The following is a 15,727-nucleotide window of genomic DNA, read 5'->3' on the forward strand; positions in this document are numbered from 1 at the left end:
TCTCGGAAGACCGTTGGTCTTCCGATGACTCGTCGAAGTGTCCGGCACTTCGAGATGACGAAAGAGCGCTTGCGCTCTTTCGAACCACACCGCCGGAGCGGGCTTCGCCCGCGGAGGCGGCCCTTTTTCATCGAAGTTTTTGCGCAAGCGAGTTGCGGGCAAAAGGCCCGCAACTGAATGCCGTGGCGGCTTCGCCGCCACGCGGTTCGCCTGCGGCGAACCCGCCGCGCAAAAAGTTCGGTGCTTACTCTTGTGCGTCCACGACCGCGACGCCCGCCAGGTTGACGATGTCCTTCACTTCGTCGCCGCGCTGGAGGACGTGGACGGGTTTGTCCATGCCGACGAGCATCGGGCCGATCGCGTCCGCGCCGCCGAGGCGCTGGAGCAGCTTGTACCCGATGTTGCCGGCTTCCAGATTGGGGAAGACGAGCACGTTCGCGGGTTCTGCGAGGTCGGAGAACTCGTAGGTGCCCTGGAGGATGTCCTCGACGACGGCCGTGTCGGCCTGCATCTCGCCGTCGACCGGGAAGTCGACGTCGGGGTCGGTCCGCAAGGCTCGCGCGGCGCGGCGGGGCTTGCGCGTTCCCTCGTTGTCGACGCTACCGAAGTTGGAGTACGATAGCAGGGCCGCGCGGGGTTCGACGTTGAACCGGCGGGCCAGCCCGGCCGTCTGCTTGGTCACCTCGGCGAGGACCTCTTCGTCCGGTTCCATGTTGACCGTCGCGTCGGCGACGAAGATGACCCGGTTCTTGAAGGCCAGGAGATAGACGCCGGCGACGTAGTCGGCGTCCTCGGCCGTGCCGATGACCTGCAGGGGCGGTCGGAGCGCGGACGGGTAGTGGTGGGTCAGGCCCGTCAGGAGCGCGTCCGCGTCGCCCTGTTCGACCATCACGCTGCCGAAGTAGTTGGTGTCGCGCTCGATGCGATCCGCGGCCTCCGAACGGGTCAGTCCCTTGCGTTTGCGAAGCTCGTAGAGGCGGTCCGCGTACGCGTCGTAATCTGCGGTGTCCGGGTCGGCGATCTCCGGCTCGAAGTCGAGGCCCAGATCCGCCGCGGTGGCGGTGATCTCCGCGCGCTCGCCGATCAGGACCGGCTCGGCGATGCCCTGCTCTTCGAGCTGGTAGGCCGCCCGGATCATCTTCTCGTCGTCGCCCTCCGCGAGCGCGATGCGCTTGGGGTCGCTCTTGGCTTTGTTTAGCACGACACGCATCATCTCGCGGGACTTGCCGAGGCGGGCCTCGAGTTGCGCTTCGTAGGCGTCGAGGTCGAGCGAAACGCGAGAGGCGCCCGAGTCGATCGCCGCCTCCGCGACGGCGGGCGCGACGCGGAACAGGACGCGCGGATCGACGGGTTTGGGGATGATGTACTCCGGCCCGTACTGGATCGGCTGGTCGCCGTAGGCCTTGACGACCGCGTCGGGGACGTCCTCGCGGGCGAGTTTCGCGAGCGCGCGAGCGGCCGCGACCTTCATGTCCTCGTTGATGTCCGTCGCGCGGACGTCGAGCGCCCCGCGGAAGATGAACGGGAAGCCGAGAACGTTGTTGACCTGGTTCGGGTAGTCCGACCGCCCCGTCGCCATGATGACGGTGTCCTCGCGGGCGTCCTTCGCGTCCGGATAGGTGATCTCGGGGTCGGGATTCGCCATCGCGAAGATGATCGGGTTCGACGCCATCGAGCGGACCATCTCCTGGCTCACGATACCGCCGACGGAGAGGCCGACGAAGACGTCCGCACCCGCCATCGCGTCCGCGAGATCGCCCTCGGGGACGTCGCGGGCGAACTCCTGCTTGTAGGAGTTGAGCTCCTCGGCGCGGGAGTCGGTGATGATTCCCGTCGAATCGCACATCGTGATGTTCTCGCGCTCGCAGCCGAGCGAGACGTAAAACCGGGCGGTCGCGATCGCGCTCGCGCCGGCGCCGGAGAAGACGATCTCGAGTTCGTCGAGCGACTTGCCCGCGACGTCCGCGGCGTTGAGCAGCGCCGCGCCGGAGATGATGGCGGTCCCGTGCTGGTCGTCGTGGAAGACGGGAACGTCCATCTCCTCGCGCAGGCGCTCCTCGATCGTAAAGCACTCCGGCGCGGCGATGTCCTCGAGGTTGATCCCGCCGAACGTCGGTTCCATCATGGAGACGGCGTCGACGAACCGGTCCGGGTCGTCGGTGTCGAGCTCGACGTCGAAGACGTCGATGTCGGCGAAGCGCTTGAAGAGAACGCCCTTGCCCTCCATGACGGGTTTCGACGCCTGGGCTCCGATGTCACCGAGGCCGAGCACGGCCGAGCCGTTCGAGACGACGCCGACGAGGTTGCCCTTGGCCGTGTAGGTGTAGGCGTCGGTTTCGTCCTCGTGGATCTCCATGCAGGGGGCCGCGACGCCCGGCGAGTACGCCAGGGAGAGATCTCGCTGCGTGTTCGTCGGCTTCGTCGTCGAGATCTCGATCTTCCCCGGGGGGTCGGTTCGGTGATAGTCGAGTGCGTCCTCGTCCAGTCCCATACCGCCACAGTCGCGTGTACACCTACAAAGGTTGTGGACGGCGACGGGAGTGGCCGTCCCGAAAGAGCGCCCGCCTCCGACGCCGGAACGAAGTCCCTGATTCGACTCTTTTATGCCGACCCGGGCGTGAGGCACAAGACATGCAGGTCGCGCTCGGTGGCACGTTCGACCCCATCCACGACGGCCACCGGCGGCTGTTCGAACGCGCCTTCGAACTCGGCGACGTGACGGTCGGGCTCACGAGCGACGAACTCGCGCCGGCGACGCGCCACGTCGATCGATACGTCCGCCCCTTCGACGAGCGCGCCGCGGATCTGCGCGACGAACTCGCCGCGATCGCCGAGGCCCGCGATCGCTCGTTCGAAGTTCGAACGCTCGAGGAACCCACCGGGATCGCGACCGAACCGCAGTTCGACGCCCTCGTCGTCTCGCCGGAGACCGTCGACGGCGGCAAGCGGATCAACGAGATCAGGCGCGAGCGCGGCCACGACGCGCTCGAACTCGTCGTCGTCCCCCACGCCCGGGCCGAAGACGGCGATATCATCTCCAGCACCCGGATCGTCAACGGCGAGATCGACGAACACGGAAATCTCGTTGCCGACGAAACCGACCACTCCGCCTGAGCCACCGAGCGTCGAACCGGGCCGAGTCACCAGCTCGGCGGTTCGAGTCCCGCGGCTTCGAGTCTGTCCTTCCACCGCGACTGGATCGAGAGCCGTGAGACCGAGAGCGCGTCGGCGACCTCCCCTTGCGTTCGGCCGTCGCCGGCGATCAGCGAGCCCGCGTAGAGACTGGCGGCGAGGACGGCGCGCTTCGAACGCGGTTCCGAGGGGACGTCGGAGAGAAAGAGGTCGGTCGCCGTCGACCGGGCGTCGCTCGACAGGTCGAGCGCGTCGGCCGCGGCCGCCAACTCGTCGAGCCACTCCTCGTTGGCGAGCCGTTCCCGGGCGTTGTACATCTACGTCACGAAAGCGCGTCAGGGCGCATAAATCCATCCCCACCTGACGGAAATCGAAGCGAAGGGCGCGGGTTCAGGGACACCGTCATCGCTCCCGCGGGTGGCACGGGGCCGAACCGGGCATCGGGGCGCGATCGGGTGCTCCGGTTCTGACCGACAGGTTCTTACTCGCTACCCGAGGTAGTTGCCACTGCGCGCGGGTAACCAAGCGGCCAACGGTGCAGCGCTTAGGACGCTGTGGTGTAGACCTCCGCAGGTTCGAATCCTGTCCCGCGCATGCGAGACGCGAACGAAGTGAGCGTCTCGGTGTTGCGAACGGTGAGCGGAGCGAACCGTGAGCGCCGTCACGAACGAACGTGAGTGGCGTGGATGCGTCGCGAAGGATTCGAATTATACCGAGGTTCTGCGCGAAGCGCAGGTTCTCGGGAGTAGTTCGAAATCCTGTCCCGCGCATGCGAGACGCGAACGAAGTGAGCGTCTCGGTGTTGCGAACGGTGAGCGGAGCGAACCGTGAGCGCCGTCACGAACGAACGTGAGTGGCGTGGATGCGTCGCGAAGGATTCGAATTATACCGAGGTTCTGCGCGAAGCGCAGGTTCTCGGGAGTAGTTCGAATCCTGTCCCGCGCATGCGAGACGCGAACGAAGTGAGCGTCTCGGTGTTGCGAACGGTGAGCGGAGCGAACCGTGAGCGCCGTCACGAACGAACGTGAGTGGCGTGTATGAGCGCCACCATTCGAGGAGCCGGGCGGTGTCGAATCGGCGACCGTTTACGACCGAAGACGCGCCCTTTTGGGCCCCAGTTTCACCCCCAGCGACGCAGAGCAGAACGGCTTTACGTCGGGCGACACTTCCGTTGCGTATGGATTACGAATCGAGTCTCGACCGAGCGATGGAGAACGTGCCGGACATCGGCGGCGAGGACGAGCGCCTCGACATCCCGGACCCGCAGCCCCAGAAGGACGGCGCGTTCACCCGGTTTACGAACATGAGCGAGATCGCGGACGTGCTGGGGCGAGAGCCGGAGCACTTACACCGGTTCATCCAGCGCGAGCTCGGGACCAGCGGGAAGTTCGAGGACGGCCGCGGGCGCTACAACGGGAACTTCTCGCAGACGGATCTCGACGCGGCGATCGACGCCTACGTCGACGAGTACGTCCTCTGCTCGGAGTGCGGCCTGCCGGACACGCGACTGGTGCGCGAGGATCGGACGCCGATGCTCCGGTGTGACGCCTGTGGCGCGTTCCGGCCGGTCACGAAGCGCTCCCAGAGTCAGACCCAGCAGCAGGATCGCGACGAGGTCGAGGAGGGCCAGACCTACACCGTCGAGATCACCGGCACGGGCCGAAAGGGCGACGGCGTCGCCGAGAAGGGCAAGTACACCATCTTCGTCCCCGGCGCCGAGGAGGGCGACGTGGTCGAGATTTACATCGAAAACATCTCCGGCAACCTCGCGTTCGCCCGAAAAGCCTGATCGCCGCCGAGGTGACGTCTGCATTCGATGGCCGGCCTGGGTTTATTCTCGTGGCAACGGCTGCTGCAGTAAGTCAGGCGACTCCGTCCTGGCGAATACAGTTCAAATCCGAGCAATCAAGAGCGGGACCGTACTACGACGGGGTATGGCGAATTCAGTACGGAAGGGGCTGGACGGCGTCGTCGCGGACGAGACGCGCCTGAGCGCGATCGACGGGGACGCGGGCGAGTTGACGATCGCCGGCTTCCCGCTGTCCGAGCTGGCGGGGAACGCGACGTACGAGGAGACGCTCTTTCTGCTGTACGAGGATCGGTTGCCGACCGCCGAGGAACTCGAGGATTTCGAGAGTGATCTCGCCGCGAACCGCGCACTCGCGCCGGCTACCCGGGCGGTCGTGCAGGCGGCCGGCGAGAACGGCCAGTCCGCGATGGACGCGGCCCGCATGGGTCTCGCGAGCGCGTCGCTGGCCCGGACCGACGAGGGCGAGGATCCAGAGCGCGACGCGCTGCTCGCGGTCGCCCAGTTGCCGACCATCGTGGCGACGTACTGGCGCTCGCGGACGGGAGCGGACCCGATCGAGCCCAGAACGGATCTCTCGCACGCGGGCAACTACCTCTACATGCTCACCGGGGACGAGCCCACACAGAGCGAGGTCAGGGGACTCGAGACCTACCTCGACACGGTCGTCGATCACGGCTTCAACGCCTCGGCGTTCACCGGGCGCGCGATCGCATCGACCGAATCGGACGTTATCTCCGCGGTGACCGGCGCCGTCGGCGCGCTGAAGGGACCGCTCCACGGCGGTGCACCGGGCCCCGTCCTCGACATGCTCGAAGAGACCCACGACGCCGATGACGTCCGGCGCGTCCTGGAGGCCAAGCTCGACGCCGGCGAGCGACTGATGGGCTTCGGCCACCGGGTGTACAACGTGCGCGATCCCCGGGCGGCCGTCCTCTCCGAGGCCGCCGAGACGTTCTATCGGGCGTCGGACGGCGGCGACGAGGCCTTCTACGAATCGGCCGTCGAGACCGAGCGGGTCGCCCGCGACTTGCTGTCGGACCGCCGCCCGGACCTGGATCTGGATACCAACGTCGAGTTCTACACCGCGCTCGTCCTGCGCGGGGTCGGCATCCCGCAGGCGCTGTTCAGCGCGACGTTCGCCGTCTCCCGAATCGGCGGCTGGACCGCCCACGCGCTCGAACAACTGGCCGACAACCGGATCGTTCGGCCCCGGTCGGCCTACGTCGGCGAATTCGATCGCACCTGGACGCCGATCGACGACCGATAGCGACGCGGCGACCACGAACACGGCGGCAGCGCCGGCGACGCACGGGACCGGCGTCGGCCGCCGAAAACCGAGACTGGCCTCCGTCGACGATAGCCGGGACCGGCGCCGTGTGACGTGGTCGTAATCGACCGGCGCGACGAGACCGGTCGATCGCGGCGCCACCTGAACGTTTTTTACCCCCGGCGAACAGCGTCATCTATGGCTACCCGCCTCCCGGCGTCCGAGTACGAGCGCCGTCTCGATCTGGTTCGCGATCGGATCGCGGCGGCCGACGCCGACGCCGGCGTCTGGTTCGGCGCGACGAGCATCGAGTACCTGACCGGGTTCGACCACATCCAGACGGAGCGGCCGGTCTGTCTGGCCGTGACGCCCGACCAAAACGCGGTCGCGGTCCCGCGACTCGAAGTCGAGCGGGTCGACACGAATCCGCGAATCGACGCGGTGCATCACTACCGCGACTATCCCGGCGGCCGGCCGATCGAGACTGCGGCTGAGATGCTCGCCGAACTCGACGTCGAGGCCGTGGCGGCCGACGCAGACGGCGCCCCGGGGACGATGGGCTACCAGGGGCCGGCCCTGTCCGAGTTCGTCTCCGTCACAGAGCAATCGTGGGTGGCGCGCATGAGATGGGAGAAGTCCGACGCCGAGATCGACCTAATCCGCGAATCCGCGCGCTGGGCCAACCTGGCCCACCGCTACCTCGCGGACGACACCGAGGTCGGAGCGCACCCGGTCACCGTGAGCCAGCGCGCGTCGACGGACGGTTCCCGGGCGATGCTCGACGCGCTCGGTGACGAGTACGTCCCCAGAACGCGCGGGACCGGGCCCGTCCACGCGGGCTACATCACCGGTCCCCAGACCCGCCTGCCGCACGGCCACACCGCCAATCGCCGGCTGGAGGCGGGCGACGTGCTCGTCACCGGCGCGTCCGCGACCGTCGACGGCTACCACTCGGAACTCGAGCGAACCATGTTCCTCGGCGAGCCGACCGACGAGCAGGTCCACTACTTCGAGCTGATGGTGGCGGCCCAGGACGTCGCGATCGACGCGCTGGGCCCCGGGGTGCCCATCGCCGACGTCGACGAGGCGGTGCAGGCCTACGCCGAGGAGCAGGGGATCGACGACCTGCTCCAGCACCACGTCGGCCACAACATCGGCCTCGACGGGCACGAACCACCCTACATCGACCGCGGCTGGGGCGAGCACTGCGAGGCCGGGTACACCAGCTACGACGCCGCGGACGCCGTGATGGAACCCGGCACCGTCTGGACGATCGAACCCGGCCTCTACACGGACGAGTACGGCTACCGCCACTCCGATACGATCGCCGTCACCGAGGACGGGATCGAGTGGCTCACCTACTTCCCGCGGGATCTCGAGTCGAACACCGTTCCGGTGCGGTAGCGGTCGAAGCGCCGCTTCGACCCGTCGACGGGTACGATGCCGACTCGACAACCCGCAGTACCGGGCGAATCTGGCCGGTCCGACCGCGCCGCGTGCCACCGACCGATTCAAGTCAGTTTGGAATAGTCACAGCGATATGGCGGTATCGTTCGACTGCTTCGGGACCCTGGTCACCGTCGACCGGCCGGAGACGCCGGCCGACGCGGTCTCGGAGGAACTCGCAGCACGGGACGTCTCGATCCCGTCGGACTGGGCGGCGGCCTACGCCGAGCGCCACGTCGACGCGCCCGAAACCGCCGAGGTTCCGCTCCCGGCCCACGTCGGTGCCGCGCTGGCGAGCCGTGGCGTCTCCTGGTCGGACAACGCGGTGCGGCGGGCCGTGATCGCGGCGTTCGATCCCGAGGTCGAGACGCGAGCGGGCGCCGTCGAGGCGATCGAGGCGGCGCGCCGGCGGGGACCGGTCGCGATCTGTTCGAACTGCGCCGTGCCGGAGCTGGTCGCGAAGACGCTGCTCCGGGCCGAGTTCGATCGGTCGGCGTTCGACGCGATCGTCACCAGCGCGAGCTGTGGCTGGCGGAAACCCGCCCCGGAGATCTTCGGAGCCACCGCAGACGCGCTCGACGTCGACCCGGCCGCGCTCGTCCACGTCGGCGACGACCCGACGACGGACGGCGGTGTCGAGGCCGTCGGCGGCACGCCCATCCTTCTCTCGGAGACGCCGCTCTCACACCTTCCGGATCGACTCGCGGAGGTGGCCGTGTGAGCGCGTTCGCTCGACGCACCGCTCGGTGGAGACGATGACGGCGACGACACTCGCTATCGTCGGGGTCGCCGTCGGGCTCGACCGGCTGATCGGCGAACCGCCGACGCGCGTCCACCCGGTCGCCTGGCTCGGCCGGCTCGTCGCCCACCTCGATCGGGACTGGCCGCTCGGTCCGACCGGACACCGACGGGTCGGTCTCGCCGTTGCGCTCTGCGTGCCGGTCGCCGCAGCGGGTGTCGTCGGCGGACTCGTCGCCCTCGCGGCCTCGCTTCACCCGGTCGCCGCCGCCGCGCTCGCCGCGTTCGCCCTCTTTCTGACGACGAGCCTGCGCGCGTTGCTCGACCTGACGGAAACCGTCGTCGACCGGAGCGAGACGGCGCCCGACGCGGCCCGCGAGTCGGTCCGCGGCCTCGTCGGGCGGGACCCGAGCGACCTGACGCCCGGGGACCTTCGCAGCGCCGCGATCGAGAGCGCCACGGAGAACCTCGCGGACGGCTTCGTCGCCGCCTTCGTCCCGTTCGTCCTGCTCACCCCGCACTCGCTTCCGGTCGCGGCGGCGGTCGCGACGTGGATCAAGGCCGTCAACACGCTCGACTCGATGCTCGGCTACCCGTCGAAACCGATCGGCACGGCGAGCGCCCGGCTCGACGACCTCGTGATGTGGCTCCCCGCACGAGTGAGTGCCGGCGCGATCGCGCTCGCCGCGGGCGACCCCGCCTCGCTCGGCCGGGCCCGGCGGTGGGCCCGCGCGACGCCGTCGCCCAACGCCGGCTGGCCGATGGCGGTCGGCGCGGCCGTCCTCGACGTTCGCCTCGAGAAGCCCGGCGTCTACACGCTGCACCCGTCGGGCGAGACGCCGACCCGCGCGGCGGGCGAGCGGGCCGTCGCACTCGTCGGGCGCGCGGCGGCGATCGTGATCGCGACGACGCTCGTCGTCTCGATCGGCCTCGACGTCGGGCTGGAGGCCGTCGCCGCGGGGGGATCAACGTGATCGCGGCGCCCGCGATCGGTGGAGCCGACGCGATCGCAGCGTTCGGCGCGGAGGGATCGCCGTGATCGTCGACTTCCTGCGGGCGCTTCGCGGCGGCGTCGCCTTCCTCACGCGCCTGCCGACGGGGACCGCCTCCGACGACGACTGGCGGGCGTTGACGAAAACGCCGGCCGCGTTCCCGGTCGTCGGGGTCGGCCTCGGGTTGCTCGCCGCCCTCCCGCTGCTCGCGAGCGAGATCCTGCCGGCGCCCACCGTCGCGTTCGGCTACCTCGTCGGGGTCTACCTCCTGACCGGCGTCCACCACCTCGACGGCGCGGCGGACCTGGGCGACGCGGTCGTCGTCCACGGCGATCGGGAACGTCGACGAGCGGTGCTGAAAGACACGACGACCGGCGTCGGGGGCCTCCTGGCCGTCGCGCTCGTCGTGGCGGGGCTCGGACTCGGCGCGCTGGCCCTCGCCGGCCTGCCCGTCGCCGTCGCGTTCACCGTCGCGGTCGCCGCGGAGGTCGGCGCGAAACTCGGGATGGCGGCGATGGCGGCCCTCGCCACGGCGAGTCACGAGGGGTTCGGCTCCCGGTTTACCGAACCCGCCTCGCCGCGGTCGGTCGTCGCCCCGCTGGGACTATCGATCGTCGCCGTCCTCTCCGTCGCGGTCCTCGCGACCGCCGCCGCGCCGCCGTGGGCCGATAGCCGGTCGCGACTGGTGCTCGTGGCGCTCGCCACGCTCGCCGGCGCGCTCGTCGGGGCGGCCGCTCCCTGGCGCTGGGCGCGTCGATCCCTCGGCGGGGTCAGCGGCGACGTCTTCGGCGCGTCGAACGAACTGAGCCGTGTCGCGGGCGTGCACGCGGGGGTGATCGCGTGGACGCTCTCCTGATGTGCGGCGGCGAGGGGAGTCGCCTCGACGCCGAGACCGAGAAGCCGCTGTACCCGATCGCCGGCGAACCGATGGTCGATCGGGTCCGGCGAGCGCTCGCGGAGAGCTCCCTCGATCGAATCTACGCGGTCGTCTCGCCGAACGCTCCCGAGACCCGTCGCCACCTGCGGGCGGCGGACTGTCGGACGATTCGGACGTCCGGCGAGGGGTACGTCGCCGACCTCGCGACCGCGCTCGTCGACGACCGCATCGCGCCGCCGGTGGTGTCCGTCGCGGCCGACCTCCCGCTGCTCTCGGCGGGAATTGTCGACGAGATCTGCCGCGAGTATCGAGAACAGACCGACACGGCAACCGACGATGGACGCGGCGCCCCCCTGGCGACCGACTCACCGAATTGCCCGGCAGCGCCGTCGATGACGGTCTGCGTTCCGCGCTCGCTGAAGCGACGCCTCGGCGTCAGCGTCGACGAATCGCCGGTCGGCGCCGACGACCTCGTCCCGACGGGGCTCAACGTCGTCGGCGCCGATCCCGCTCACGCTCCGGACGGGATCGAATCGGACGGCTCGGCCGCGGCGACGGAGCCGCGGGTGCACGTAGCCACCGATCGCGGTCTGGCGATCAACGTCAACCGCGTCGACGATGCCCGAATTGCCCAGCACTTCATTGCTAACCAATGACATTCCAACGCTCCCCGACCGCCGATCGATCGCGATCACCGAATCTACCAACAAATCGACCTCGACGGCGCGTGACAGGCGTACGCCGGCCACCGGAGGGACGACCGTGCGCCTGATCCTCGCCGCGGGAACGACCGAGACGGCCCGCGTCGACGGCATCAGCGCGGCCGGCGCGACCCCGTCGCTCGCAATGTACACCCCCGCGGCCGACGCCGAGATTCTGGTCTACGGCGAACCGGTCGCGTCGCCGGTGACGCCGGTCTCGCCGTCGGGGGCCGTGACGCCGGCCGCCGTGACGCGCGCGGTCCGCGACGTCCGCGACTTCCCCGTGACGATCGTCGACGCGGGCCTCGCCGTCGACACCGCCGCACCGACCGTCGACCTCGGCGTCGACCCCGGCGCGGATCTCAGGAGCGAGGGGGCCGTTCCCGACGCGGCGGAGATCTTCGATCGCGCACGTCGGTACGGTGCCGCGATTCCGGACGACGAGCTCGTGATCGGCGAGACGATCCCCGGGGGGACGACCACGGCCCTGGGCGCGCTGCGGGCGCTCGGCGAACCGTTCGGCGTCTCCTCATCGCTCGCGTCGAATCCGCTGGAACGAAAGCGAGCCGTCGTCCGAAAGGGCCTCTCCGCGAGCGGACTCGAGCCGGGCGACTGCGAGGGTGCGCCGCTGGCCGCGATCGAGGCGGTGGGCGATCCCGTCCAGGCGGTCGTCGCCGGCATCGCGGCCGGCGGCCTGGCGTCCGGCACCGACGTCACGCTCGCGGGCGGCACGCAACAGCTCGCGATCGCCGCCCTGTTGCGCCGCGCCGGCGTCGACGGCGCGCTGACGATCGCGACGACCTCCTTCGTCGCGGATGACCGCGGGGACGAGCTCTCGAACGCGGCGAACCGGTTCGACTGCGATCTCGTGGTCGCGGATCCCGGCTTCGACGCGGGAGAGCACGTCGCGATGGCGCGGTACTGCGCGGGCGAGGTCAAGGAGGGCGTCGCGATGGGCGCCGCCCTGTCGCTCGTCAACGAGCGCGACCTCCCGGCCGTCCGCGAGCGATTCGTGGGCCTCTGCGATCGACTCGGGGTCGACGAATCGGCGGGCGAAGAACTCGCGCCGCCGGAATCGCCCTCGGAGGTGTCCTGACCCGTGGACCCCGCGAGCGTCCGCGAGACCGACCGCGTTCCCCACGGCGGGACGTCCGATCCGAGCGTCCTCGACTGTAGCGCGAACGTCAATCCCGAAACGCCGGATGGTGTGGACGGCGTCTACCGCGAGGCGCTCGAGGAGGCCCGCCGCTACCCGGACGATTCCTACGCGGACTTTCGCGCCGCGGCGGCGAGTTACGTCGGCTGCGATCCCGGCGACGTGATCCCGACGGCGGGCGGCCTCGCGGCGATTCGACTCGCCCTCGAGGTGTCGGTCCAGCCGGGCGACGAGGTTCTGGTCCCGGCGCCGAGTTTCGGCGAGTACGCCCGCGAAGTCCGCCTCCAGGGCGCTTCGCCCCGATTCGTCCCGCACGACGAACTGACGGCGGCCGATCCGGGCGACGCGGCGCTGGCGGTGGCCTGCACGCCGAACAACCCGACCGGCGAGACGATCGAGCCGGCCGAACTCGCCGACTTCGCCCGCCGCTGCGAGGCGGCGGGAACCGCGCTCCTCGTGGACGAGGCCTTCCTCGGGTTCACCGGCGTCGAATCGATGGCGGAACGCGACCGGGCGAACGTGGTGGTCGCCCGATCGCTCACGAAGTTGTTCGGACTGCCCGGCCTGCGAGCGGGCTTCGCAGTCGCATCGGGGGACCTCGGCGATGCGCTCGAACGGGCGCGTCCGACGTGGAGTCTGGGAACGCCGGCCGCGCGCGTCGGCGCCCACTGTATGCGCGACGAGGCGTTCGTCGCGGAGACCCGAGATCGAGTTCGTCGGGAGCGTCGTCGACTTCGGAACGGTCTCGAAAGGGCCGGGTTCGCCGTGTTCCAGTCGGACGCGCCGTTCCTCCTGGTCGAGCCCCTCGATCGCGACGCGTCGACCGTCCTCGAGGACGCGAGCGAGGCTGGCATCGCACTGCGCGACGCCCGGACGTTCCGCGGGCTGGACGATCACGTCCGGATCGCCGTCCGCGACCGCGAGACGACCGATCGCGTGCTGGAGGGCCTGGCCGATGCGTGAGCCGTCGGCGTCGGCGGCCGAGGGTTCGACCCGAATCGCGGAGGCGAGGCGGTCCGACGGCGTGCTTCGAGCGGCGCGTTCGGGAACCGAGTGGCTCCACACCGGCTGGAACGGCGGTCGCGTCGACGCCGACGTCGCGTACAACGTAACCGTCCCGGATGGGTGGGACCCGGACGACCTGGCGGCGTACGTCGAGGACCGTCTCGCGAACGCTGGGTTCGAGGCGCCCGGCCCGACCCTCCTGACCGGCGTGTCGATGCGTCACGCTCGCGGCGCGTCCTGCGGCCCCGTGACGGTCGTCGCGACGGCCGGCTTCTCCAACCCGGCCGCGTTACCGGCGACGCCGTCGGGTGGAGACCTCCCCGATGCCGGCGACCACACGGACCCGGAGCCGGGCACCGTCAACCTGATCGTCGTCACCGATCGCGCGCTGGCCGACGGCGCGCTGGCCAACCTGGTCGCCGTCGCCGCCGAAGCCAAGGCCGCGACGCTGCTCGACGCGACGGGTTTTCCGGGAACGACGACCGACGCGATCACCGTCGGCCACGACCCGAACGGTCCGGAGACCGCGTTCTCCGGCAGCGCGACGGCCGTCGGGGCGGCGACGCGCGCGGCCGTTCGCGGCGCCCTCCGCGCGACGCTACGATCTCGGTACGCGGAGGAGTCGCCGCCGGACTCCGTCGCGGAGGCCAGACACGGCGTCTCGACCGACGCGCGAGCGACCGTCTTCGCCGTCGACCCTGACGACGCGTGAAGAGCGACTCCTCGATCGACGCTTGAGGACGGGTGAGCGAGAGCGAACCGATGTGACCGACCGTGATGCTGCTGAGCGAAATTCGTGGCGGCGAACCCGTCGCATGCCCGCACTTTCACTTTCACCCCGCCTGGCTCGCTTATACGTACGGTCCGTTCGAACGTGGAGGTATGAGCACGAACGCGATCGTCATCGACGCCGACACGGCCGACCAGTCGCCGCCGTCGAACGAGACCGCCGTCGACGACTTCGAGCAAAGGGTCGCGCGCACCGAACGCCGTCGGGTCGACGTCACCGACCTGTCGGCCGACGCGCTCGAGACCTTCCTGGACGAGAACGTCGGCACGCACCTCGTCTCGCTCGAACGACGCGGCGGGCGGACGTACCTCGTCCTGGAGTGAGACGACCGGCGAGCCACCGTCCGATAGCGGACCGACGACCATCCGTTCCGGGTCGGACTGCCAGCTATCCAAACGGCTATCAGGAGCGAAACGGAATCGACTGCCATGCCAGGTTCGGTCTTTCTCTCGGACGATCGGGTGTCGCTGCACCCGATCGAAACCGACGACGAGGCCTTCTGTCGAGCGCTGTTGAACGAGCCGCGTGTCAGGACGTCGATCGGCAGCACGGATCCGATCACGGCCCACGACGAGCGGGAGTGGATCGAATCACAGGGCGAACGCGACGGCTGGCACTTCCTCGTCTGCGAGCGCCCCGACGCCGGGACGGACGGGGCCGATGACGCGGACGCCGTGCGACTCGGGACGATCGGCGTGACGCCGACGAACGACGTCTGGGGGACGGCCGAGATCGGCTACTCCATCCACCCCGACCACTGGAACGAGGGCCACGCCACCGCCGCCGTGGAGCTGGTCTGTCGGTACGCGTTCGACGAGCGACGGCTGGCGAAGCTGTTCGCGAAGACCTACGCGACGAATCCGGCGTCGGGTCGCGTCCTCGAGAAGAACGGGTTCGAACGGGAGGGCACACTGCGCGAGGAGGCGTTCGTCGCGGGCGAGCGCGTGGACGTCGTCCGGTACGGGCTGCTGGCGGGGGCGTGGCGCGAACAAGGCGGCCAGAGCGATTGAGGCGTCCTGCGGAGTGAAAAGACCCATCTACCGGCGGCGAGTGGGAACGAACGTGTCCGACCGCGCACTCGGCCCCGGATCGAACGAGACGACAGATTCGACTGGAAGCGACGCCGAGAACGCCGACGTCGGGCGGGCGAGTGGTGACGTCGGCCAGCGAATGAGCGACGATGGCGACTCCGACCGGGACGCGGACGATGGTGACTCCGGCCGAGACGCAGACGACCGCGGGCGTCGCGTGGAGGTCTACCCCGGCAAGGAGGTGACCGTCGACTTCGACCCCGACCTCACCTTCGAGTGCGTCTCCGAGTGTACCTGGTGTTGTCAGCACGGCGTTCTCCTTTACGGGGCCGATCTAATCGAACTCGCCGACCGGGCGAATCTGGCGGAGACGACGACGAGCTTTCGGGGCGAGACGTTCGTCACCCGGGAGGAGAAGGACCGCGACGACCACGTCGCCGACGACGGCCAGGCCTGCGCCTTCCTCGGCGAGGACGGCCTCTGTCGGCCCCAGCGCGACGACGAGCACGACTGGAAGCCGACCCGGTGTTCGGTCTTCCCGCTCGCGGTCAGCCGGGAGCCCGACGGCCTCCACGTCGATATCCGCGACTCCGCACACGAGCACTGCGAGGGCCTGGGCGTCTCGGAGCGGCGCGTGATCGAGGAACTCCCGGCGTTCCTGCCGGAACTGCTCTGGGAGCTCGAGAACCCGGACTCGGAGCGGGTCCTGTGACTGATCGGCCGACGCGTCGGTGCAACCGAACACGCTCGACCGGGCGTGGCTGACCGAAACGCCGACTCGC

16 protein-coding genes and 1 tRNA gene are annotated in these 15,727 nt (G+C 69.7%); 15 read left to right on the forward strand and 2 right to left on the reverse strand.

Annotation, left to right across the window (positions count from 1 at the left end; genetic code table 11):
- Nucleotides 1-244: 244 nt before the first annotated feature.
- Complete coding sequence (locus MXA07_RS13615; protein WP_247729140.1) at nucleotides 245-2,491, reverse strand: NADP-dependent malic enzyme; 2,247 nt, start codon at nucleotides 2,489-2,491, stop codon at nucleotides 245-247.
- 140 nt (nucleotides 2,492-2,631) lie between these two features.
- Here MXA07_RS13615 and MXA07_RS13620 point away from each other — a divergent pair, with 140 nt between their 5' ends.
- Nucleotides 2,632-3,114 (forward strand): phosphopantetheine adenylyltransferase, encoded by a 483-nt coding sequence (locus tag MXA07_RS13620; RefSeq protein ID WP_247729141.1) that lies wholly within the window; start codon nucleotides 2,632-2,634, stop codon nucleotides 3,112-3,114.
- A 26-nt stretch (nucleotides 3,115-3,140) separates the two neighbouring features.
- Here the strand turns inward: MXA07_RS13620 and MXA07_RS13625 are convergent, their stop codons facing one another.
- Entirely contained in the window at nucleotides 3,141-3,449 is a 309-nt protein-coding gene (locus MXA07_RS13625) for a transcription initiation factor IIB family protein (protein WP_247729142.1), read from the reverse strand.
- A 194-nt stretch (nucleotides 3,450-3,643) separates the two neighbouring features.
- Between MXA07_RS13625 and MXA07_RS13630 the strand changes: the two genes are divergently transcribed.
- The 14 genes from MXA07_RS13630 (at nucleotide 3,644) to MXA07_RS13695 (ending at nucleotide 15,657) form a co-directional block, all read left to right on the forward strand.
- Nucleotides 3,644-3,726, forward strand: a tRNA-Leu gene (locus MXA07_RS13630).
- A gap of 583 nt (nucleotides 3,727-4,309) precedes the next feature.
- Entirely contained in the window at nucleotides 4,310-4,921 is a 612-nt protein-coding gene (locus tag MXA07_RS13635; RefSeq protein WP_247729143.1) for a translation initiation factor IF-2 subunit beta, read from the forward strand.
- A gap of 145 nt (nucleotides 4,922-5,066) precedes the next feature.
- A complete protein-coding gene (locus MXA07_RS13640; protein ID WP_247729144.1) occupies nucleotides 5,067-6,209 on the forward strand; it encodes a citrate synthase in 1,143 nt (380 codons plus the stop codon).
- Between the two features lie 198 nt (nucleotides 6,210-6,407).
- Complete coding sequence (locus tag MXA07_RS13645; protein WP_247729145.1) at nucleotides 6,408-7,613, forward strand: M24 family metallopeptidase; 1,206 nt, start codon at nucleotides 6,408-6,410, stop codon at nucleotides 7,611-7,613.
- 136 nt (nucleotides 7,614-7,749) lie between these two features.
- Nucleotides 7,750-8,376 (forward strand): HAD family hydrolase, encoded by a 627-nt coding sequence (locus MXA07_RS13650; RefSeq protein ID WP_247729146.1) that lies wholly within the window; start codon nucleotides 7,750-7,752, stop codon nucleotides 8,374-8,376.
- A gap of 34 nt (nucleotides 8,377-8,410) precedes the next feature.
- On the forward strand, nucleotides 8,411-9,367 hold the full coding sequence (cbiB, locus tag MXA07_RS13655) for an adenosylcobinamide-phosphate synthase CbiB (RefSeq protein ID WP_247729147.1): 957 nt from the start codon (nucleotides 8,411-8,413) through the stop codon (nucleotides 9,365-9,367).
- Nucleotides 9,368-9,422: 55 nt separating this feature from the next.
- The gene (gene cobS / locus MXA07_RS13660) at nucleotides 9,423-10,241 is read left to right on the forward strand and encodes an adenosylcobinamide-GDP ribazoletransferase (RefSeq protein ID WP_425492221.1); all 819 of its coding nucleotides are present in this window, start codon (nucleotides 9,423-9,425) and stop codon (nucleotides 10,239-10,241) included.
- On the forward strand, nucleotides 10,226-10,918 hold the full coding sequence (locus MXA07_RS13665; RefSeq protein ID WP_425492161.1) for an NTP transferase domain-containing protein: 693 nt from the start codon (nucleotides 10,226-10,228) through the stop codon (nucleotides 10,916-10,918). The genes cobS and MXA07_RS13665 overlap by 16 nt, the downstream gene beginning before the upstream one ends.
- A 106-nt stretch (nucleotides 10,919-11,024) precedes the next feature.
- Nucleotides 11,025-12,059 (forward strand): nicotinate mononucleotide-dependent phosphoribosyltransferase CobT, encoded by a 1,035-nt coding sequence (cobT, locus tag MXA07_RS13670; RefSeq protein WP_247729149.1) that lies wholly within the window; start codon nucleotides 11,025-11,027, stop codon nucleotides 12,057-12,059.
- Nucleotides 12,060-12,062: 3 nt separating this feature from the next.
- Nucleotides 12,063-13,082 carry a threonine-phosphate decarboxylase CobD gene (gene cobD, locus MXA07_RS13675; protein WP_247729150.1) on the forward strand — a complete coding sequence of 340 codons (1,020 nt, stop codon included), beginning with the start codon at nucleotides 12,063-12,065 and terminating at the stop codon, nucleotides 13,080-13,082.
- Entirely contained in the window at nucleotides 13,075-13,836 is a 762-nt protein-coding gene (locus tag MXA07_RS13680) for an adenosylcobinamide amidohydrolase (RefSeq protein WP_247729151.1), read from the forward strand. The genes cobD and MXA07_RS13680 overlap by 8 nt, the downstream gene beginning before the upstream one ends.
- A gap of 170 nt (nucleotides 13,837-14,006) precedes the next feature.
- Nucleotides 14,007-14,237: a hypothetical protein gene (locus MXA07_RS13685; protein WP_247729152.1), complete on the forward strand. Its 231-nt coding sequence runs from the start codon at nucleotides 14,007-14,009 to the stop codon at nucleotides 14,235-14,237.
- A gap of 105 nt (nucleotides 14,238-14,342) precedes the next feature.
- Nucleotides 14,343-14,924 carry a GNAT family N-acetyltransferase gene (locus tag MXA07_RS13690; protein ID WP_247729153.1) on the forward strand — a complete coding sequence of 194 codons (582 nt, stop codon included), beginning with the start codon at nucleotides 14,343-14,345 and terminating at the stop codon, nucleotides 14,922-14,924.
- A gap of 160 nt (nucleotides 14,925-15,084) precedes the next feature.
- Nucleotides 15,085-15,657, forward strand: coding sequence for a hypothetical protein (locus MXA07_RS13695; protein ID WP_247731758.1), 573 nt, complete (start codon nucleotides 15,085-15,087; stop codon nucleotides 15,655-15,657).
- The last annotated feature ends 70 nt before the right edge of the window (nucleotides 15,658-15,727 follow it).

The organism is Halovivax limisalsi (genome assembly GCF_023093535.1).
GTDB classification, from domain to species: domain Archaea; phylum Halobacteriota; class Halobacteria; order Halobacteriales; family Natrialbaceae; genus Halovivax; species Halovivax limisalsi.